Consider the following 20,037-nt stretch of genomic DNA (forward strand, 5'->3'; position numbering starts at 1 on the left):
TCATCTGCGGACCATGCGTGGCTGGTCGCTCCCCCAAGTTCTCGGCTTCGCTCGAACAGGGGGACCCCCATCGCGGCGGAGCCGCACATGTCACAGCCGCGCGCCCCTAGCGGGATGCGGTACGGGCATTCCCAGCCCGTCATGGGGGTCCCCCTGGCCCGGCCTTGGGGGAGTTTGAGGACGAGCACCCTTCAGGCGCGAACGGGGGGCTGGGGGCGGAGCCCCCAGGCAGGGTGGGGGCTACTCGGTCACCGGGCGGGGGGCTCTGGCCCTGCGGGTGGCTCGGACCGGGGCGGCGGCCTCGGCGGCAGGGGCAGCGGAAACCCCCTCGGCCGATGCGGCGAGGGCCACCACGGACGCCTCCTCCAGCAGGGCCCGTACGCCCGGCCCCGCCGCCCGGTAGAAGATCCGCGTACCGTCACGCCGCGACGTGACGAGCCCGGCGGAACGCAGCTTGGCCAGGTGCTGCGACGTCGCGGCGACATGCGCGCCGAGCAGCTCCGCCAGCGCGCTCACCGGCAGCTCGGCCCCGCTGAGCGCCCACAGCAGGCGGTACCGCGAGGGGTCCGCCACCGCCTTCAGGACGGTGACCGCCCGGTCGGCCCGCTCCGCGTCCCAGCTCTCCATTTGCGCTCCCATGCAAATAGCGTAACGGAGCCGGGTCGCGCCCCCGCAGGCAAGCCGCACCCCACACGGGAGCCAACCCCTCCCCTCAGGGTGGCCAAACCTTGTCAAAGCCCGCGTTCCGCTCGTAACCGGAATCCGGCCGCGGCCGGTTGTGCCGGGCATGAGTCTGCTGCGCAAGATCCGTGAGACCGGGCGGGTGGCGGAGGACGCGCCGCCCCGCCCGAGCCCCGGCGAATTCCCCGCGCTCGCCGGATCGGCGCAGGTCCGCTGCGTGGACGCCGGATCGTGCAACGGCTGCGAGATCGAGATCGCCGCGGCCTTCGGGCCGGTGTACGACGCCGAGCGGTACGGCGCCCACCTCGTGCCATCGCCGCGGCACGCGGACGTCGTCCTGGTGACGGGCCCGGTGACGCGGAACATGAAGGTGCCGCTGCGCCGCACGGTGGCCGCGATGGCGGAGCCGAACGTCGTCGTGGCGGTCGGCGACTGCGCGCTCAACTGCGGTGAGTTCAGCGGGGGTTACGGGGTCGAGGGCGCCGTCGCCGATGTCGTGGACGTCGACCTCACGGTGCCCGGCTGTCCGCCGCGCCCGGAGCGGATCGTCGCGGCGCTGCGCACGGTGACGGGCCGGTGAGCGCGGCCGGCGGCACGGTGACCGCCGGGGTCGGAGCCGCCGGCCTCACCGCGGGCGTCGCGGCGCTCGGCGGCGCCCGGTGGAGCGCCGAGGCCCCCTGGCTGCTTCCGCTCGGCGGGGTGCGCCTGGAGGTGGACGCACTGTCGGGCCTGTTCATGGCCGTCGCCGGCGCGGTGGTCCTCGGGGTCGCGGTGTACGCGGCGGGGTACGGGCGGGCGTCGCGGACCGCGAGCTGGGTGCTTCCGGGGTTCAGCGCGGTCCTGGTGCTCGTCCCGGCCGCCGGTTCCGTCTCGACGTTCCTGCTCCTGTGGGAGCTGATGGCGTTCGGCTCGCTGGTCCTGGTGCTCGGCGAGCACCGGCACCGGTACCGGCGCGCGGTACGCGAGGCCGGGGTCTGGTACGCCGTGCTCACCCAGCTCGGCTTCGTGGCGCTGCTCGCCGGGCTCGCGCTGTTCGCGGCGCTGGCCGGCGGCCAGACGTTCCCCGAACTGCGCGCCGCGGCAGGCTCGTTGGGCCCGGTGTGGCGGGGCACGGTCTTCGCGCTGCTCGCCGTGGCGTTCGCCTCGAAGGCCGGGATCGCCCCGCTGCACGCCTGGCTGCCGCGCGCCTACACCGAATCACCGGATCCCGTATCGGCGTTGATGAGCGCGACGATGGTCAACCTGGGGGTGTACGGGATCATCCGTTTCGGGCTCGACCTGCTCGGCGGGGGCTCGCCCTGGTGGTGGCTCGTGCTGATGGGCGCGGGCGCGGTGTCCGCCGTGTACGGCATCCTCCAGGCCGCGATGGCGTGCGACCTGAAGCGGCTGCTCGCGTACTCCTCCAGCGAGAACATGGGCCTGGTGCTCGTCGGGGTCGGCGCGGGCGGGCTGTTCGCGGCCGACGGCGACCGGCGCCTGGCCGGTCTCGCGCTGGCGGCGGCGCTGCTCCACCTCGTCAACCACTCCGCTTTCAAGGGTCTGTTGTTCTGCGCGGCGGGTTCGGTGGTGCGCGCGACGGGCGTACGCGATCTGGACATGCTGGGCGGCCTTCGCGCCCGGATGCCGGTCACCGCGGCGCTGTTCGCGGTCGGCGCGCTCGGCGCGGTGGCGCTGCCGCCCGGCAACGGGTTCGCCGGGGAGTGGCTGCTGCTCCAGTCACTGATCCACGGCCTCGCGGTGCCAGGCATGGCGACGGCCGTGGTGCTGCCGCTCGCGGTCGCCGTTATCGCGCTCAGTGCCGGGCTCTCGGCCGCCGTGTTCGTGAAGGCGTTCGGCGTCGGCTTCTTCGCCCGGCCGCGCGGCGAGGCGGCGGCCGCAGCCCAGGAGAGCCCGCCCGCGATGCTCGCCGGAATGGGACTGCTCGCCCTCGCCTGCGCTGGACTCGCGCTGTTTCCAGGGGAGTTGGGCCCGGCTCTCGACCGGGTCGTCACGGTCGCGGGCGCCGAGCCGGCCGTCGGCGGGGGCGCCGGGGTGCGGCTGCGCACCGTCTCGGGCGCGCTCGCCCCGCTGTGGATCGCGCTCGCCCTCACCCTCGCCGCCCTGGGCACGGCCGCCCTCGTACGCCTGGTGGCGCGGCGGCCCCGGCGCACCGGCGCCAAGCTGTGGGACTGCGGGGGCGGTGCGCCGACGGCCCGTATGACGTACACGGCGACCTCGTTCGCCGAGCCGTTGCAGCGCGTCTTCCAGCAGGTGCTCGCGCCCGAACAGGACGTCAGCGTCACGCCCGTACGGGAATTCGCCTATCTGGAGGAGCGGGTGCGGTTCAGACACCGGGTGCCCGACCGGATCGAGCACCGGCTCTACCGTCCGGTCCTCGCGGGTCTGTCCGCCGCCGGGCAGTCCGCGCGGCGCCTGGCCACCGGGTCGATCCACCTCTATCTCGGCTACGGCTTCTTCGGCCTGGTCTCGCTGCTTCTCGTCCTGGCGGTGGGCTGGTGAGCGCCATCGGAGTGGCCGCTGTGGCCGTACAGGTGGGCGGCGTCGTGGCCGGTGCGCCGCTGCTCTGCGGGCTGATGCGGCAGGTGCGGGCGCGGCTTGAGGGGCGGGCCGGGGCCGGTGTCGGCCAGCCCTGGCGGGACCTGCGCAAGCTCCTTCGCAAGGAGGCGGTGACCTCGCACGGCACGGGCTCGGTGTTCCGCGCGGCGCCCGTCCTCCTGGTCGCGACGACCGCCGTGGTCGCCGCACTCGTACCACTGGCATCGACCGACATGGTGGTGAGCGGGAGTTCGGACCTGATCGTGGTGGTGGCGCTGCTCGCGCTCGGCACCGTCACGCTCGCGCTGGCCGGGCTCGACAGCGGGACGGCGTTCGGCGGGATGGGCGCATCGCGCGAGATGACCCTGGCGGCGCTCGTCGAACCGACCATCCTGGTCTCGGTGTTCGCGCTGTCGCTGCCGGCCGGTTCGACGAACCTTCCGGCGATCGTGTCGGGCGCGCTCTCGGACCCCGACCGGCTGGTCTCGCCCGCCGGGCTGCTCGCCACGGCCGCCCTCGCGGTCGCCGTACTCGCCGAGACCGGACGCCTGCCCGTCGACAACCCCTCCACCCACCTCGAACTGACCATGGTGCACGAGGCGATGATCCTGGAGTACGCGGGCCCGGACCTGGCCCTCGTCGAGCTCGGCGCCCAGATGCGGCTCACCGTGCTGCTCGGCCTGCTCGCCTCGCTGTTCGCGCCCTGGGGCATCGCGACGACGGCCTCGGCGGGCGCGCTGGTGATCGGCCTCGTGGTGTGCGCGGGCAAGGTGGCGCTGCTCGGCGCCGCACTCGCGGCGGCGGAGGTGTTCTGGGCGAAGCTCCGGCTGTTCCGGGTGCCCGAACTGCTCGCCGGATCCTTCCTGTTGTCGCTGCTCGCGGTGACGGCTTCGTACTTTCTGAGCGGGGCGTGAGCCGATGCTGAGCGACACGCTGTTCACCAAGCTGCTCGACCTGTGCTGCGGGGCCTTCCTGCTCGCGGCGGTGGTCATGCTGTGGCGGCGCGAACTGGCCGCGGAAGTAAGGGTGTTCGCGCTGCAAGGGGTGGCCCTCGCGGGCATCGCGGCGCTGCTCGGCCTGCACGAGACGCGCTGGGACCTGGTCTCGGTGGCCGTCGGCATCGGACTGCTGCGGGCCGGGGCGCTCCCCTATCTGCTGCGCCGCGCCCTCGCCGGCAGCGGCGCCCCCGAGGAGACGCGGCCTTTGGTCAACGGGGCGGGCTCGCTCCTGACCGCCGCCGCCCTCACGCTGCTCGCGTACGTGGTGGCCCGGCCGCTGGTGGCACTGAACCCGAACCCGGTCACCCGGGCGCTGCCGGTCGGCCTCGCGGTCGTCCTGATCGGCTTCTTCGTCCTGGCCACCCGGCGGCACGCGGCCGCCCAGGTCATCGGGTTTCTGCTGCTCGACAACGGCATCACGGCGATCGCGTTCCTCGCGGCGTCCGGGGTGCCGCTGATCGTCGAACTCGGGGTGTCCTTCGACCTGTTGCTCGCGGTGCTCGTGCTGCACATTCTCACGGCGCGGATGCGGGACGTTTTCGGGTCGGCGGCGCGGATCGACGACTTGCAGGAGCTGCACGACTGAGCTTTTCCCCACCCCGCCCCTTCCTTCAACTGGGGCTCCGCCCCAGACCCCGCTCCTCAAACTCCCCCAAGGCCTAAAGGGCCAGGGGGGACCCCCAGGGGCTGGGTAGCTGCGACTGACGAGGTTCGCATGTTCACCACCCTGCTGCTCATCGCCCCCATCGCGACCCCGCTCAGCGTCAGTGCCGGCCATGCCCTCCGTGCCCGGCGGGCCGACGTCCGGGTCAGGATTCCGGCCGCTCGCCCCGCGCCGGTCGACGTCCTTGTACCGGTCGGGGCGGGCGGGCCCACCGAAGCCGTACCGCTGCCCACGCCCCCACCCGAACCGCCACCACCGGCGCGGAGCCGCGGCTGGGCCGGGCTCGTCTCCCCCGCCGCCATGCTCGCATCCGGGGTCGCACTCGCCTCCCAAGTCCCTTACAGCGGGCCGGTGTCGGCCTTCGGTGAGGTGCTGCGGGCCGATGCGCTCACCGTGTGGATGCTGCTCGTCGTGGGGGCCGTGGCGGCGCTCGCGGTCGCGGCGGGGCCCGCGCATCTGGCCGGGGAGCGGGCGGCCGGGCGGGCCTCCGACCGGACCGTGCACCGCTACCACCTCCTGGTGCACGCCTTCCTCGCCGCGATGTGCCTGGCCGTACTCGCCGGAAATCTGGGGGTGTTGTGGGTGGCGGTGGAGGCGACCACCGTCGTCACCGCGTTCCTCGTCGGCCACCGCCGCACCCGCACCTCCGTCGAGGCGGCCTGGAAGTACGTGGTGATCTGCTCGGCGGGGATCGCGCTCGCCTTCCTCGGCACCGTGCTCGTCTACTACGCCGCCCGCCGGGCCGGAATCCCGGAGGCGGGCGCGCTCGACTGGCGGGTCCTGGTCGCCCACGCGGGCAGCCTCGACCCGAACGTCACCCGGCTCGGCATCGCCCTGGTCGTACTCGGCTACGGCGCCAAGGCAGGGCTCGTACCGCTGCACGCCTGGCTTCCGGACGCGCACAGCCAGGCGCCCTCGCCGGTGTCGGCGCTGATGTCCGGGGTGCTGCTCGCCGTGTCGTTCTGCGCGGTGCTGCGGTACAAGGTGATCGGGGACCTGGTGCTCGGCACCGCGTTCGCGCGCGGGCTGCTCGCCGCGATCGCGCTGCTCACCCTCGCCCTCGCGGCCGGGCTGCTGCTCGCCCAGCGCGACTACAAGCGCATGCTGGCGTATTCGAGCATGGAGCACATGGGGCTCATCGCGCTCGGTTCCTCGTTCGGCGGGCCGCTCGCCCTGTCGGCCGTGCTGCTGCACATCGCCGGGCACGGGCTGGCCAAGACGGTGGCGTTCTGCTCCGCCGGGCAGCTGCTCCAGTTGCGGGGCACCTCGCGGATCGGTCGGATCCGGGGACTCGTCGCCCTCTCGCCGGGCCTCGGCGGCGCGCTCGCGCTGTCCGTGGTGACACTGCTCGGACTGCCGCCGTTCGCGCTGTTCGCCTCAGAACTCGGCCTGGCGCGCGCCGGGTTCGCCACCGGCATGGGGTGGCCGCTGGCCGTCGCCCTGCTCCTCGCCCTTGTCGCGTTCGCGGCGCTCGCCGCCCGCACCGCCCACATGGTGCTCGGCCCGGCCCCGGCGGACCTCACCGCGCCGGTACGGATCGGCGCGGCCCGCGGGCTGCCCCTCGGCGCCGGACTGCTGTGCTGCGCCGCGCTCGGCCTGACCGTACAACCACTGCTGCCGCTGCTCACCGCGGCCGCCCGGATCGCCGCGGGGGCCGCCCGATGAACCGCAGGACCGAGGAGATCGGCTCGTCCGAACTCCCTTGCCAGGCAAGGAAGTTGCTCGACTCCGGGCAGCGGCTCGCGCTGGTGGCCGCGCATCACGACGAGGACGCGGTGCGCGTGGTGTACCTGTTCGCCTCCGGGCCGCCCGACACCCGCACCGAACTCCATGTACGTCTCGACGCGGACCACCCCTCGGTCCCCACGCTGGCCCAACTCTCCTTCCCCGCCGGGCGGTTCGAGCGCGAGATGCGGGATCTGCACGGCGTGGTGCCGCGCGAGCACCCGCTCCCCCACCGGCTCGTGCGGCACTACCACTGGCCGCGCGGCTGGTACCCGATGCGGCCCGACGCCGGGGCCGCGCCGCCGTTCGGCGAGCAGGAGGGGCCCTATCCGTTCCTCGCGGTCGAGGGGGACGGGGTGTACGAGATCCCGGTGGGCCCCGTGCACGCCGGGCTCATCGAGCCGGGGCACTTCCGGTTCTCGGTGGTCGGCGAGACCATCATCCGGCTCAAGGCCCGGCTCTGGTTCGTGCACAAGGGCATCGAGAAGCTCTTCGAGGGGCGGGACGCGGCGGGAGGCCTGCGGCTCGCCGAACGCGTCAGCGGGGACACCGCGGTCGGGCACGGGCTCGCGTACTGCCTCGCGGTCGAGGAGGCGTACGGCGTCGAGGTGTCCGAGGAGGCCCGGCGGGCCCGGGCCCTGCTGCTCGAACTGGAGCGGCTGCACAACCACGTCGCCGACCTCGGCGCGCTGTGCAACGACGTCGGCCACGGTGTCCTCAACTCCCATGCGCTGCGCATCCGCGAGCAGTTGCTGCGCCTCGCGGATGCGACGACCGGGCACCGGCTGCTGCGCGGCGCGGTCGTGCCCGGCGGGGCCCGCCTCGCCTCGGTGCCGGACCCGGCGCGGTTGGCGCGGATCGCCGTCGACCTCGGGGAGATCACGGAGCTCGCCCTCGGCCATGCGACGGTACGCGACCGGTTCACCGGCACGGCCGCGCTCAGCGCAAAGGCGGCGCAGGACCTGGGGTGCCTGGGTTATGTGGCGCGGGCGAGCGGCCTGAACGCCGACGCGCGCTTCGGCCACCCCTTCACCACCGAGGGCCGCCCGCAGGTGCCGGCCACCCAGGCGTCGGGCGATGTCCTGGCCCGCTTCCTGGTGCGGGCCGAGGAGGCGCAGGCCTCGCTCGAACTCGCGGCGCGGCTCGCGGCGGAGCTGCGCCCCGGCGACATGACGGCCCCGCTGCCGAGGCGCCCCGCGGGATCGAGCGGAACCGGGATCGTCGAGGGCTGGCGCGGCGCGATCACCACGCGCGTCGAGCTCGCCCCCGACGGCACGCTGACCCGGGTGAAGCCGGTGGACCCGTCGTTCTTCAACTGGCCGGCGCTGCCGGTCGCCCTGGCGGACACGATCGTCCCCGACTTCCCCCTCGCCAACAAGAGCTTCAACCTGTCGTACGCGGGCAACGACCTTTGACGACCGCCGCGTGTCCGTTTCGTACAAGACCCGCATCCGGTCCGCTGCCTACGGTGAGGTCATGACTCCACGACTCGACTCCATCGGCCTGGTGGTGGCCGACATGGCCGCATCACTCGCCTTCTACCGCCGCCTGGGCCTCCCCGTTCCGGCCGACGCGGACGCCCAGCCGCATGTGGAGTGCACGCTCCCCGGCGGCACGCGGATCCTGTGGGACACCGAGGACACCATCCGCTCCTTCGACCCGGACTGGACACGCCCCGAGGGCGGTGCCCGTACGGGGCTTGCCTTCGCCTGTGACTCGCCCGGCGAGGTCGACGCGACGTACGACGCGCTGGTGGCGGCCGGGTACGACGGCCACCTCAAGCCTTGGGACGCGTTCTGGGGGCAGCGCTATGCGGTCGTCCACGACCCGGACGGCGTGGAGGTCTCGCTGTTCGCCGCGCTCGCGTAGTCGGTCAGCGTCATCCCGGCAAGCGAGCGCATCTCGCGGGCGAGGTGGGCCTGGTCGGCGCAGCCCGCGGCGAGCGCGGCCTCGGCGTACGGCACACCCCGCCGTACGAGGTCCAGGGCGCGCTGGAGGCGCAGGATGCGGGCCAGCGTCTTCGGTCCGTAGCCGAAGGCGTCCAGGCAGCGCCGGTGCAGTTGGCGGGCGCCGAGGCCGGCCTCGGCGGCGGTGGCGGTGACGCTCCACCCGGCGGCAAGCCGGTCCGCCACCGCGCGCGTCAGCGGGTCGGGTCCTGGCACCTTCGCCAGCGCCACGGCTTCGAGGGCGGCTGCCGGTCGGGCCGCCTCGCCGATCCGTTCGACGAGCGAGCGCACCTCGGCGCCGGGCCAGATCGCGTCGAGCGCGACCCGGGTGTCGCGCAGCTCGTGCGCCGGGACGCCGAAGACGGCGGGCCCCGCACCGGGCGCGAAGCGGATCCCGGCGTAGCGCGTGCCGGGGGCCGCGTCGGGTACGTAGGCGTGGGTGTCGGGGCCCGCCACCAGGAGGCGGCCCTCGCACCAGAGCAAATCCATGCAGCCGTCCGGAAGGACCGGCCGCGCATCGCCGGACCCGCCCACGGTCCGGGTCCAGACGACGGCGCCGGAAAGCCGGGAGGGCCGCTCTCGGTACATGCTTCGAGGATAGTGCGGTGCCCGCGTGGCCCTCCGGTCAGTCGTGGTCGCGCGGGGACTTCTCGTGGTGGTGCGGGGGCTTCTCCTGCGGCTTGTCCTCGGGCTTCTTCGCGGTGTGCAGACGGGACTTCACGTCGTCCGGGGGCAGGAACCTCGACCAGCGCTCGGGGAACTCGGACGGCATCCCCGGGTCGCCCGCCTCGTCGTCGTCCTCACCGCCGTCGAAGAGCACCGGCTGGGCCGGCTGGGCGCGGGCCACGAGCTGGGCGGCCTGCGCGGTGCGCACCCGGTCGCTGGCCTCGCGGGCGGCGGCCGTGGCGACCGACGGCCAGACACGGTCGATGGCCGCGTTGACGGCCGCGCCCACCAGCACCGCGAACGCCGAGATGCCGATCCACAGCAGCACCGCGATGGGGGCGGCGAGCGAGCCGTAGATGGTGGGGCCCTCGACCGTGCTGGTCAGGTAGATCCGCAGCAGGAACGAGCCGAGCACCCACATCGCGAGGGCGACCAGGGCGCCCGGCACGTCCTCGATCCACGGCGAGCGGACCGGCACCGAGACGTGGAAGAGGGTGGTCAGGAAGGCGATGGACAGCAGGATCATCGTCGGCCAGTACAGGAAACTGATCACGTCCGTGCCCCACGGGATCAGCTCCACCACCCGGTCCGGGCCGACCACCGCGAGCGGCAGCACGACCGCGCCGATGAGCAGCGCCACGATGTACAGGAGCAGCGAGAGCAGCCGGGTCTTGACGATGCCGCGGTGCCCGTCGAGCCCGTACATCACGGTGATGGTGTCGATGAAGACGTTGACGGCGCGCGAGCCCGACCACAGGGCGATGGCGAAGCCGATGGAGACGATTTCCGGGCGTTTGCCCTTGGTGACGTCGTCGAGGAGCGGCTGGGCGAACTCGTGCACGCCGCGGTCGGACAGTACGGTTCCGGCCGCGTTCAGGATGTTCTGCTCGATGCTGGCGACGGTGTGGGTGTTGGTCCAGCCGTCCACGTAACCGAGCAGCGCGATGACACTGAGCAGCAGCGGGGGCAGCGAGAGGAGGGTGAAGAACGCGGCCTCGGCGGCCAGGCCCAGGATGCGGTATTCGACGCAGGAGTTGACGGTGTCCTTGAGCAGCAGCCAGCCCAATTTCCGCTTCGAGACGTTGCGGTAGAGGACGCGGGCCCGATGAAGGCGGCCGGATGTCCGCTCGGGTGTTTCATTTGCTGGCTGCACGTCCTTACCGTATCGGCATGGCAGCCACCACCCACACAGTGACCAACCAGGCTCCGCCCCTGGTGGGGTACGACGTCTTCACCGCCGACCGGGCCCTCACCGAGGCCGTCGAGCGGCACACCGCGCCGGAGCTCCTCGACGAGGTACGCGAGGAGCTCGCGGGGCTCGGACGGACCGCGGGATCGGCCCAGGCCCAGGAGTGGGGTGTGCTGGCGAACGAGAACCCCCCGAAGCTGCGCACCCACGACCGGTACGGCAACCGGATCGACGAGGTCGAGTTCCATCCCAGCTGGCACCGGCTGCTCGGCAAGGCCGTGTCCGCCGGGCTCACCGACGCCTGGGGGCGGCCCGCCGGGCATGTGCGGCGGGCCGCCGGGTTCCTGGTGTGGACGCAGGCGGAGGGCGGGCACGGATGCCCCGTCTCCATGACGCACGCGGCCGTGCCCGCGCTGCGCACCGACCCGGCGCTCGCCGCCGAGTGGGAGCCGCGGCTCACCTCACACGTGTACGAGCAGGGGCTGCGGCCCGCCGCCGAGAAGGGCGGGGTGCTCTTCGGGATGGGCATGACGGAGAAGCAGGGCGGCAGCGACGTGCGGGCGAACACGACGTCCGCGGTGCCGCTCTCCGCCGACGGCGAGTACGTCCTGACGGGGCACAAGTGGTTCTGCTCGGCGCCGATGAGCGACGGGTTCCTGGTGCTTGCCCAGGCGCCCGGCGGGCTCACGTGCTTCCTGGTGCCGCGGGTTCTCGCCGACGGCACGCGCAACGTGTTCGCGATCCAGCGGCTCAAGGACAAGCTGGGCAACAGGTCGAACGCCTCCAGCGAGGTCGAGTTCGACGGGACGTGGGCGCGCCGGGTCGGTGAGGAGGGGCGCGGGGTGCGCACCATCATCGAGATGGTGGCGGCGACCCGGCTCGACTGTGTGATCGGCTCGGCGGCGATCATGCGGCAGGCGGTGGCGCAGGCGGTCCACCACTCCTCGTACCGAAGTGCGTTCGGTGGGTTGCTCGTCGAGAAGCCGCTGATGCGCAACGTCCTTGCCGATCTGGCCCTGGAGTCGGAGGCGGCCACCACGCTGGCGCTGCGCCTGGCGGCCGCCTACGACGCCGACACCGAGGAGGAGCGGGCGTTTCTGCGCCTCGCGGTGCCGGCCGCCAAGTACTGGGTCACCAAGCGGTGTACGCCGGTGGCGGGTGAGGCGCTCGAATGCCTCGGCGGCAACGGGTACGTCGAGGAGTCCGGGATGCCGCGGCTGCTGCGGGAGGCGCCGCTGAACTCGATCTGGGAGGGCTCGGGCAACGTGCAGGCCCTGGACGTGCTGCGGGCGCTCCAGCGCGAGCCGCAGGCGATCAACGCGTTCCTCCAGGAGGTCGGAAAGGCGCGGGGCGCGGACCACCGCCTGGACGCGGCGATCAAGGACCTGCTGACCGAACTCGCCGATCTGGAGGGCATCGAGGCGCGGGCGCGGCGCCTCGTGGAGCGGATGGCACTGGTGCTCCAGGGTTCGCTGCTGGTGCGCTGGGCGCCGCCTCAGGTCGCGGACGCGTTCTGCGCCTCGCGGCTCGGCGGCGACTGGGGGGCGGCGTTCGGGACGCTGCCGCACTCGCTGGATCTGGCGTCGGTGGTGGAGCGGGCCCGCGCCGAGGTGTGAGCGGAGGCCGCCGCGGCCGAAAAGGTCCGTCGGGGGTGGTGCTGCGCCGACACGGCACCACCCCCGCGTTCTCATGCGTCCACGGGGGGAGCATGACGACCGAACTTCCGGTGCCCTCTTACCTTGGTACCCCCGCCCGACTGTTCGCGAGGGTTGCAAAGGGTTGCAACCATGTGCGGCATATCGCCGCGCGCCAACTCCCGGACGGGCACGATGAATTCAGGACACGCGTGGATCCGTACGTGACGGACGCCGGTGTCGACAGCAGGAGGATTCCGTGGGGACCAACACGCTCGACGTGGCCCGGCTGGCCGCGATGGACTCCCGGGAGGCGACCCGGCTCCTGAAGAGCATGCGTGCGGCCGCGCTTGAGGGCCGGCGCACGAAGGTCGTGCCGCGTACGGACATCGAGGAGTCCTGGCGGCGGATGCTCGACAGCGGGCTCAATCCGGACGGGGGGTACCGTGCCGGGCTGCTTCCGCTGGCCGAGGTCGAACGGCGCAGACAGCACTCGCCGTTGAGCGAGGTCCTTCCGGTGCTGCGGGACGCCCTGGTGTCGGTGGCGGACGCCGCCCAGCACATCATGGTGGTCTCGGACGCCGAGGGGCGGCTGCTGTGGCGCGAGGGGCATCCGTCCGTTCTGAAGCAGGCGGACACCCTGGGCTTCGAGGTGGGCGCCGACTGGAGCGAGGCGGCCGTCGGCACCAACGGGGTGGGCACCCCGCTCGTCACCGGCCGGCCGGTGCAGGTGTTCTCGGCCGAGCACTTCGTCGCCACCCACCACACCTGGACCTGCGCGGGCGCGCCCATCGTCGACCCGCGCGACGGGCGGCTGCTCGGGGTGGTGGACGTCAGCGGGCCGCTCAGCACCATGCACCCGGCCACGCTGTCCTTCGTGACCTCGGTGACCCGGCTCGCCGTGGCCGAGCTGCGCAACCGGCACTTCGCGGCCCTCGACCGGCTGCGCACGGTGGCCGCGCCGGTGCTCTGCCGGATCGGCGGGCGGGCGCTCGCCGTCGACGACAACGGCTGGGTGGCCGCGGTCACCGGTATGCCGCCCACCGACCGGCTCGCGCTGCCGAAGTCGCCGCGCTCGGGCCGGGTGTGGCTGCCCTCGCTCGGCATGTGCACGGTCGAGCCGCTGCCCGGCGGCCGGCTCGTCCAGGTCGACGGAGACGGCGCCGGCCCGGGCACCTCGACAGCCCGGCGGGTCATGCTCGACCTCAGCCGGCCCCGGCGCTGCTCGGTGACGGTCTCGGGCGACGTGGGCAGCTGGACACAGGAGCTCAGCCCCCGCCACGCCGAGCTGCTGTTCGTCCTGGCCCAGAACCGGGAGGGCCGCAGCGCCGCCCAGCTCGCGCAGGACATTTTCGAGGACCCGACGCGCACGGTGACCGTACGGGCCGAGATGTCACGGCTCCGCCGTGGTCTCGCGGAGGTCCTCGCGCACCGCCCGTACCGCTTCAGCGAGGACGTTCACGTGGAGGTGGTCCGGCCGGACCTCCCGTCGGACCTGCTCCCCCACTCCTCGTCCCCGACGGTCAGACTGGCCCGGGGCCGCCACCCCTGACCTGCGTTGAAGCATCGCGACCCGCATGATTGCCTGGGCCGCATGAGTATCACCGTGACCACCTGGTCCCTTGAGCAGACCTCCGTCGACGATCTGCGCCCGGCCGCCGAGCCGGCCGGCGACATCACGATCGTGCGCGCCGAGGTCCCCTCGCCGGAGTTCAGCCGCTTCCTCTATACGGCGGTCGGCGGCGACATCAAGTGGATCGACCGCCTGGGCATGTCGTACGCCGAGTGGGAGCGGGCGCTGGCCAAGCCGGGCACGGAGACCTGGGTGGCCTACGACCGGGGCACGCCCGCGGGCTACGTCGAGCTGGAGGCCCAGCCCGGCGGCTCGGTCGAGATCGTCTACTTCGGCCTGATCCCCGCCTTCCGCGGCCGCCGGATCGGCGGCCACCTCCTGTCGTACGGGATCCGCCGGGCCTGGGACCTCGCCGAGCGCTGGCCCGGGCTGCCCGCCACCGAGCGGGTGTGGCTGCACACCTGCTCCCTGGACGGGGAGCACGCCATGGACAACTATCTGAGGCGCGGCTTCAAGCTCTTCGAGACCAAGGAGGAGCAGGCCGAGGACACCGCGGCGCCGGGACCCTGGCCGGGGGCGTTCTGAGGCGCGCGGGCCGGTCCGCGGGTGACCCGGGACACATCGTCCCACCATTCGGGACACCAATGTCCACATTCTGGATAGTGGTGGACTGGGTCTAAAGTCCCGTGACACGCTTCCGTCATGTCTGGAACTGGAATTGCCTTGGTGAGTCGGCGGCACGTCGACCTCGGCCGCATGTCCAGCGCCATCTGTCCGGCACGCTGACTCCTCCAGCAACGCCGCGATCCCTTCCCCTTTGTCCTGACTGCGCACCGCCGCGCCGAAGCGCGAGTGTGCAGGTCAGAGCCGCCCACCCGCAGTCCCGAAGGACATACGCCATGGCCGCCACCCCAGAAAACCCTGCCGCCACCACGCCCCGCCGCAAGCCCGGGCGCCACCGTGGTGAAGGCCAGTGGGCCGTCGGCCATTTCACGCCCCTCAACGGGAACGAGCAGTTCAAGAAGGACGACGACGGTCTCAATGTGCGGACACGCATTGAGACGATCTATTCCAAGCGCGGCTTCGACTCGATCGACCCCAACGACCTGCGCGGCCGGATGCGCTGGTGGGGCCTCTACACGCAGCGCCGGCAGGGCATCGACGGCGGCAAGACCGCGATCCTGGAGCCGGAGGAGCTGGACGACGAGTACTTCATGCTGCGCGTCCGCGTCGACGGCGGCCGGCTCACCACCGAGCAGCTGCGGGTGATCGGCGAGATCTCGCAGGAGTTCGCGCGCGGCACCGCCGACCTCACCGACCGGCAGAACATCCAGTACCACTGGATCCGCATCGAGGACGTCCCGGAGATCTGGAACCGCCTCGAAGCGGTCGGCCTGTCCACCACCGAGGCCTGCGGCGACACCCCGCGTGTCATCCTCGGCTCTCCCGTCGCCGGGATCGCCGAGGACGAGATCATCGACGGCACCCCGGCCATCGACGAGATCCACCGCCGCTTCATCGGCAACCCGGCCTTCTCCAACCTGCCCCGCAAGTTCAAGACGGCCGTCTCGGGCTCCCCGCAGCTGGACGTCGCGCACGAGATCAACGACATCGCGTTCGTCGGCGTCGAGCACCCCGAGCACGGGCCCGGCTTCGACCTGTGGGTCGGCGGCGGGCTCTCCACCAACCCCAAGCTCGGCGTGCGGCTCGGCGCCTGGGTGCCCCTGGACGAGGTGCCGGACGTCTTCGAGGGCGTCATCTCGATCTTCCGTGACTACGGCTACCGCCGCCTGCGCACCCGCGCCCGCCTGAAGTTCCTGGTCGCCGACTGGGGGCCGGAGAAGTTCCGCCAGGTCCTCCAGGACGAGTACCTGAAGCGTGAGCTCCTCGACGGGCCGGCGCCCGAGCAGCCCAAGGACGTCTGGCGCGACCACCTCGGGGTGCACCGCCAGAACGACGGCCGCTTCTACGTCGGCTTCGCGCCCCGCGTCGGACGCGTCGACGGCACCACCCTGAGCAAGATCGCCGAGCTCGCCGAGACGCACGGCTCGGGCCGCCTGCGCACCACCGCCGAGCAGAAGCTGATCGTGCTCGACGTCGCGGAGGACCGGGTCGACTCGCTCGTGTCCGGCCTGGAGGCGCTCGGCCTCAAGGTCAACGCCTCGCCGTTCCGGCGCGGCACCATGGCCTGCACCGGCATCGAGTTCTGCAAGCTCGCCATCGTCGAGACGAAGGCGCGCGGCGCCTCGCTCATCGACGAACTGGAGCGCCGCATCCCGGAGTTCGACGAGCCGATCACCATCAACATCAACGGCTGCCCCAACTCCTGCGCCCGCATCCAGGTCGCCGACATCGGCCTCAAGGGCCAGCTCGTCCTGGACGGCGAGGGCAACCAGGTCGAGGGCTTCCAGGTGCACCTGGGCGGCGCGCTCGGCCTGGAGGCCGGCTTCGGCCGCAAGGTCCGCGGCCTGAAGGTCACCTCCGCCGAGCTGCCCGACTACGTCGAGCGCGTCCTCAAGCGCTTCCAGGCGGAGCGCACCGAGGGCGAGCGGTTCGCCGCCTGGACCGCCCGCGCGAGCGAGGAGGCCCTGTCATGAGCGAGCGTGCGGCCCCCTTCCACTGCCCGTACTGCGGCGACGAGGACCTGCGTCCCAACGAGACCGGACACGGCGCGTGGGAATGCGCGGCATGCAACCGGGCCTTCCAGTTGAAGTTCCTCGGGCTGCTCGCCCGTGGAGTTCAGCGCAACGACCGTGGAGGGGAAGCGATATGACGGCGAGTCAGACCGCCGAGTACACCGCCGAGGACCTCAGGGCGCTCGCCGAGCAGGCGGGGCGGGACCTCGAAGAGGCCTCCCCCTTGGAGATCCTGCGGTGGGCCGCCGACACCTTCGGCAAGCGGTTCTGCGTCACCTCCTCCATGGAGGACGCGGTCGTGGCCCACCTCGCCTCACGCGCCATGCCCGGCGTGGACGTGGTGTTCCTCGACACCGGCTACCACTTCCCCGAGACCATCGGCACCCGCGACGCCGTCGCCGAGGTGATGGACGTCAACGTCATCACGCTGACCCCGCGCCAGAGCGTCGCCGAGCAGGACGCCGAGTACGGCCCCAAGCTGCACGACCGCGACCCCGACCTGTGCTGCGCCCTGCGCAAGATCAAGCCCCTTGAAGAGGGCCTGAGTTCGTACGCCGCCTGGGCCACCGGGCTGCGCCGCGACGAGTCACCGACCCGGGCGAACACCCCGGTGGTCGGCTGGGACGAGAAGCGGCAGAAGGTCAAGGTGTCGCCGATCGCCCGCTGGACGCAGGACGACGTGGACGCCTACGTCGCCGAACACGGCGTGATCACCAACCTGCTCCTCATGGACGGCTACCCCTCGATCGGCTGCGCCCCCTGCACCCGCCGGGTCGCCGAGGGCGAGGACGCGCGCGCCGGACGCTGGGCCGGACGCAACAAGACCGAGTGCGGGCTGCACGGATGACGGACCGTCAGAATGATCAGGAGACTTCGATGAGCGTGACGGAGGCGGGAGCCACCATCTGGCTGACCGGTCTGCCGAGCGCCGGCAAGACCACCATCGCGTACGAGCTCGCGGGCAGGCTGCGCGAGGGCGGCCACCGGGTGGAGGTGCTCGACGGGGACGAGATCCGCGAGTTCCTCTCGGCGGGCCTCGGCTTCAGCCGCGAGGACCGGCACACCAATGTGCAGCGGATCGGCTTCGTCGCCGAACTGCTCGCCGCCAACGGAGTGAAGGCGCTCGTCCCGGTGATCGCCCCGTACGCGGACAGCCGCGAGGCTGTGCGCAAGCGCCACCAGAGCGAGGGCACCGCCTATCTGGAGGTGCACGTCGCGACGCCGGTGGAGGTCTGCTCCGTACGCGATGTGAAGGGTCTGTACGCCAAGCAGGCGGCGGGCGAGATCAGCGGTCTGACCGGCGTCGACGACCCGTACGAGGCGCCCTCGGCGCCGGATCTGCGGATCGAGTCGCACACCCAGACCGTGCAGGAGTCCGCGGCCGCGCTGCATGCGCTGCTCACCGAGAGGGGCCTGGCATGACGTCGGCAATCACCGTGAGCGAGGGCACCGACACCCCCTACGCGCTCAGCCACCTGGACGCTCTGGAGTCCGAGGCGGTGCACATCTTCCGTGAGGTGGCGGGTGAGTTCGAGCGGCCGGTGATCCTTTTCTCCGGCGGCAAGGACTCCATCGTCATGCTGCACCTGGCGCTGAAGGCGTTCGCCCCGGCGGCCGTTCCCTTCTCTCTGCTGCACGTGGACACCGGGCACAACTTCCCCGAGGTCCTCGCCTACCGCGACCGGGTGGTGGCCGAGCACGGGCTTCGCCTGCACGTCGCCTCGGTGCAGGAGTACATCGACGCGGGCAAGCTGCGCGAGCGGCCCGACGGGACGCGCAACCCGCTCCAGACGGTGCCGCTGACCGAGGCCATCCAGCGGCACCGCTTCGACGCGGTGTTCGGCGGCGGCCGCCGGGACGAGGAGAAGGCCCGCGCCAAGGAGCGGGTGTTCTCGCTGCGCGACGAGTTCTCGCAGTGGGACCCGCGCCGCCAGCGCCCCGAGCTGTGGCAGCTCTACAACGGCCGGCACGCCCCCGGCGAGCACGTCCGGGTGTTCCCGCTGTCCAACTGGACCGAGCTGGACGTGTGGCAGTACATCGCCCGCGAGGACATCGACCTGCCGGGGATCTACTTCGCCCACGAGCGCGAGGTGTTCAAGCGGTCCGGGATGTGGCTGACCGCCGGCGAGTGGGGCGGCCCGAAGGCCGAGGAGACGGTCGAGACCCGTCTGGTGCGCTACCGCACCGTCGGCGACATGTCCTGCACCGGCGCCGTCGACTCCGACGCGACGACGCTGGACGCCGTCATCACCGAGATCGCCGCATCGAGGCTCACCGAGCGGGGTGCCACCCGCGCCGACGACAAGATGTCCGAGGCCGCGATGGAAGACCGCAAGCGCGAGGGGTACTTCTAAATGTCCAACTCCGTTGATTCCGCAGTGCAGTTGGCTGATCTGTCGGCCACCACCCTGTTGCGCTTCGCGACCGCCGGGTCCGTCGACGACGGCAAGTCCACGCTGGTGGGCCGGCTCCTGCACGACTCGAAGTCGGTCCTGACCGACCAGCTCGAAGCCGTCGAGGCGGCCTCGCTCAAGCGCGGTCAGGAAGCCCCCGACCTGGCGCTGCTGACCGACGGCCTGCGGGCCGAGCGCGAGCAGGGCATCACCATCGACGTGGCCTACCGCTACTTCGCGACCCCGCGCCGCCGGTTCATCCTGGCCGACACCCCGGGGCACGTGCAGTACACCCGCAACATGGTGACCGGCGCCTCCACCGCCGACCTCGCCGTGGTCCTGGTCGACGCCCGCAACGGTGTCATCGAGCAGACCCGCCGACACGCCGCGGTCGCGGCCCTCCTCCGCGTCCCGCACGTGGTCCTCGCCGTCAACAAGATGGACCTGGTGGCGTACGAGGAGAAGGTCTTCGCGAAGATCGCCGAGGAATTCACCGCGTACGCGAGCGAGCTGGGCGTCCCGGAGATCACGGCGATCCCGATCTCGGCGCTCGCCGGGGACAACGTGGTGGAGCCCAGCGCCAACATGGACTGGTACGGCGGCCCCACCGTTCTGGAGCACCTGGAGACGGTCCCGGTCAGCCACGACCTGACCTCCTGCCACGCCCGCCTTCCCGTGCAGTACGTGATCCGCCCGCAGACCGCCGAGCTCCCCGACTACCGGGGTTACGCGGGCCAGATCGCCGCGGGTACGTTCCGGGTCGGCGAGCCGGTGACCGTGCTCCCCTCGGGGCGCACCAGCAGGATCGCCGGGATCGACCTGCTCGGCGAGGCCGTCGACATCGCCTGGACGCCGCAGTCCGTCACCCTCCTCCTGGAGGACGACATCGACATCTCGCGCGGCGACCTGATCGTGCCGAGCGGCGACGCGCCCGCCACCACCCAGGACGTCGAGGCGACCGTCTGCCACGTGGCCGACCAGCCCCTGACGGTGGGTCAGCGGGTGCTGCTCAAGCACACCACCCGCACGGTCAAGGCGATCGTCAAGGAGATCCCGTCCCGGCTGACCCTGGACGACCTCTCCCAGCACCCCAACCCGGGCCAGCTCGTCGCCAACGACATCGGCCGGGTCAAGGTGCGCACCGCCGAGCCGCTCGCGCTCGACTCGTACGCCGACTCGCGGCGCACCGGATCATTCCTGCTGATCGACCCGGCGGACGGCACCACGCTCGCGGCCGGCATGGCGGGCGAGTCGTTCGCCACCCACAAGGTTCTCAACTCCGTTGAGGACGAAGAGGGTTGGGACTTCTGATGGGCCGTCATGACATCTACTCGACCTTCGCGAAGGAGGGCGGCCGGGTAGGCAGCGGCGCCCTCGGCAGCGGCCAGGGCGGGGTC

Annotated in this window: 20 protein-coding genes; 17 read left to right on the forward strand and 3 right to left on the reverse strand. The window is 72.3% G+C overall.

Going from position 1 to position 20,037, the window contains the following annotated elements:
- Window positions 1-240: 240 nt before the first annotated feature.
- On the reverse strand, window positions 241-639 hold the full coding sequence (locus ACWC2B_RS28065) for an ArsR/SmtB family transcription factor (protein ID WP_450721324.1): 399 nt from the start codon (window positions 637-639) through the stop codon (window positions 241-243).
- A gap of 148 nt (window positions 640-787) precedes the next feature.
- Between ACWC2B_RS28065 and ACWC2B_RS28070 the strand changes: the two genes are divergently transcribed.
- The 7 genes from ACWC2B_RS28070 (at window position 788) to ACWC2B_RS28100 (ending at window position 8,472) form a co-directional block, all read left to right on the forward strand.
- Window positions 788-1,261, forward strand: a complete 474-nt coding sequence (locus ACWC2B_RS28070; RefSeq protein ID WP_450721326.1) for an NADH-quinone oxidoreductase subunit B family protein — start codon at window positions 788-790, stop codon at window positions 1,259-1,261.
- The gene (locus ACWC2B_RS28075) at window positions 1,258-3,180 is read left to right on the forward strand and encodes a proton-conducting transporter transmembrane domain-containing protein (protein ID WP_450721328.1); all 1,923 of its coding nucleotides are present in this window, start codon (window positions 1,258-1,260) and stop codon (window positions 3,178-3,180) included. Before ACWC2B_RS28070 ends, ACWC2B_RS28075 begins: the two co-directional genes overlap by 4 nt.
- On the forward strand, window positions 3,177-4,130 hold the full coding sequence (locus ACWC2B_RS28080) for a respiratory chain complex I subunit 1 family protein (RefSeq protein WP_450721330.1): 954 nt from the start codon (window positions 3,177-3,179) through the stop codon (window positions 4,128-4,130). The genes ACWC2B_RS28075 and ACWC2B_RS28080 overlap by 4 nt, the downstream gene beginning before the upstream one ends.
- Window positions 4,131-4,134: 4 nt before the next feature.
- Complete coding sequence (locus ACWC2B_RS28085) at window positions 4,135-4,800, forward strand: hypothetical protein (protein WP_450721332.1); 666 nt, start codon at window positions 4,135-4,137, stop codon at window positions 4,798-4,800.
- 129 nt (window positions 4,801-4,929) lie between these two features.
- Window positions 4,930-6,543 carry a proton-conducting transporter transmembrane domain-containing protein gene (locus tag ACWC2B_RS28090; protein WP_450721334.1) on the forward strand — a complete coding sequence of 538 codons (1,614 nt, stop codon included), beginning with the start codon at window positions 4,930-4,932 and terminating at the stop codon, window positions 6,541-6,543.
- Window positions 6,540-8,018 carry a hydrogenase large subunit gene (locus ACWC2B_RS28095; protein ID WP_450721336.1) on the forward strand — a complete coding sequence of 493 codons (1,479 nt, stop codon included), beginning with the start codon at window positions 6,540-6,542 and terminating at the stop codon, window positions 8,016-8,018. Before ACWC2B_RS28090 ends, ACWC2B_RS28095 begins: the two co-directional genes overlap by 4 nt.
- A 61-nt stretch (window positions 8,019-8,079) precedes the next feature.
- The gene (locus ACWC2B_RS28100) at window positions 8,080-8,472 is read left to right on the forward strand and encodes a VOC family protein (RefSeq protein WP_450721338.1); all 393 of its coding nucleotides are present in this window, start codon (window positions 8,080-8,082) and stop codon (window positions 8,470-8,472) included.
- Here ACWC2B_RS28100 and ACWC2B_RS28105 read toward each other — a convergent pair.
- Entirely contained in the window at window positions 8,412-9,137 is a 726-nt protein-coding gene (locus tag ACWC2B_RS28105; protein ID WP_450721340.1) for a helix-turn-helix domain-containing protein, read from the reverse strand. The genes ACWC2B_RS28100 and ACWC2B_RS28105 overlap by 61 nt on opposite strands.
- A gap of 37 nt (window positions 9,138-9,174) precedes the next feature.
- Window positions 9,175-10,368 carry a YihY/virulence factor BrkB family protein gene (locus ACWC2B_RS28110; protein WP_450721342.1) on the reverse strand — a complete coding sequence of 398 codons (1,194 nt, stop codon included), beginning with the start codon at window positions 10,366-10,368 and terminating at the stop codon, window positions 9,175-9,177.
- 17 nt (window positions 10,369-10,385) lie between these two features.
- Here ACWC2B_RS28110 and ACWC2B_RS28115 point away from each other — a divergent pair, with 17 nt between their 5' ends.
- The 10 genes from ACWC2B_RS28115 (at window position 10,386) to ACWC2B_RS28160 (ending at window position 19,951) form a co-directional block, all read left to right on the forward strand.
- Entirely contained in the window at window positions 10,386-12,020 is a 1,635-nt protein-coding gene (locus tag ACWC2B_RS28115; protein WP_450721344.1) for an acyl-CoA dehydrogenase family protein, read from the forward strand.
- 277 nt (window positions 12,021-12,297) lie between these two features.
- Complete coding sequence (locus tag ACWC2B_RS28120; protein WP_450721347.1) at window positions 12,298-13,590, forward strand: GAF domain-containing protein; 1,293 nt, start codon at window positions 12,298-12,300, stop codon at window positions 13,588-13,590.
- Window positions 13,591-13,632: 42 nt separating this feature from the next.
- On the forward strand, window positions 13,633-14,196 hold the full coding sequence (locus ACWC2B_RS28125) for a GNAT family N-acetyltransferase (protein ID WP_450721349.1): 564 nt from the start codon (window positions 13,633-13,635) through the stop codon (window positions 14,194-14,196).
- A gap of 117 nt (window positions 14,197-14,313) precedes the next feature.
- Window positions 14,314-14,397, forward strand: a complete 84-nt coding sequence (locus tag ACWC2B_RS28130; protein ID WP_310591794.1) for a putative leader peptide — start codon at window positions 14,314-14,316, stop codon at window positions 14,395-14,397.
- A 113-nt stretch (window positions 14,398-14,510) separates the two neighbouring features.
- Window positions 14,511-16,208 carry a nitrite/sulfite reductase gene (locus ACWC2B_RS28135; RefSeq protein ID WP_450721351.1) on the forward strand — a complete coding sequence of 566 codons (1,698 nt, stop codon included), beginning with the start codon at window positions 14,511-14,513 and terminating at the stop codon, window positions 16,206-16,208.
- Window positions 16,205-16,384 carry a hypothetical protein gene (locus ACWC2B_RS28140; protein WP_053726037.1) on the forward strand — a complete coding sequence of 60 codons (180 nt, stop codon included), beginning with the start codon at window positions 16,205-16,207 and terminating at the stop codon, window positions 16,382-16,384. The genes ACWC2B_RS28135 and ACWC2B_RS28140 overlap by 4 nt, the downstream gene beginning before the upstream one ends.
- On the forward strand, window positions 16,381-17,094 hold the full coding sequence (locus ACWC2B_RS28145) for a phosphoadenylyl-sulfate reductase (RefSeq protein WP_450721353.1): 714 nt from the start codon (window positions 16,381-16,383) through the stop codon (window positions 17,092-17,094). The genes ACWC2B_RS28140 and ACWC2B_RS28145 overlap by 4 nt, the downstream gene beginning before the upstream one ends.
- 29 nt (window positions 17,095-17,123) lie before the next feature.
- Window positions 17,124-17,669 (forward strand): adenylyl-sulfate kinase, encoded by a 546-nt coding sequence (gene cysC / locus ACWC2B_RS28150; protein ID WP_450721355.1) that lies wholly within the window; start codon window positions 17,124-17,126, stop codon window positions 17,667-17,669.
- Window positions 17,666-18,601: a sulfate adenylyltransferase subunit CysD gene (gene cysD / locus ACWC2B_RS28155; RefSeq protein ID WP_450721357.1), complete on the forward strand. Its 936-nt coding sequence runs from the start codon at window positions 17,666-17,668 to the stop codon at window positions 18,599-18,601. The genes cysC and cysD overlap by 4 nt, the downstream gene beginning before the upstream one ends.
- Window positions 18,602-19,951, forward strand: coding sequence for a sulfate adenylyltransferase subunit 1 (locus ACWC2B_RS28160; protein ID WP_450721359.1), 1,350 nt, complete (start codon window positions 18,602-18,604; stop codon window positions 19,949-19,951).
- The last annotated feature ends 86 nt before the right edge of the window (window positions 19,952-20,037 follow it).

This window comes from Streptomyces sp. NPDC001415 (genome assembly GCF_053597395.1).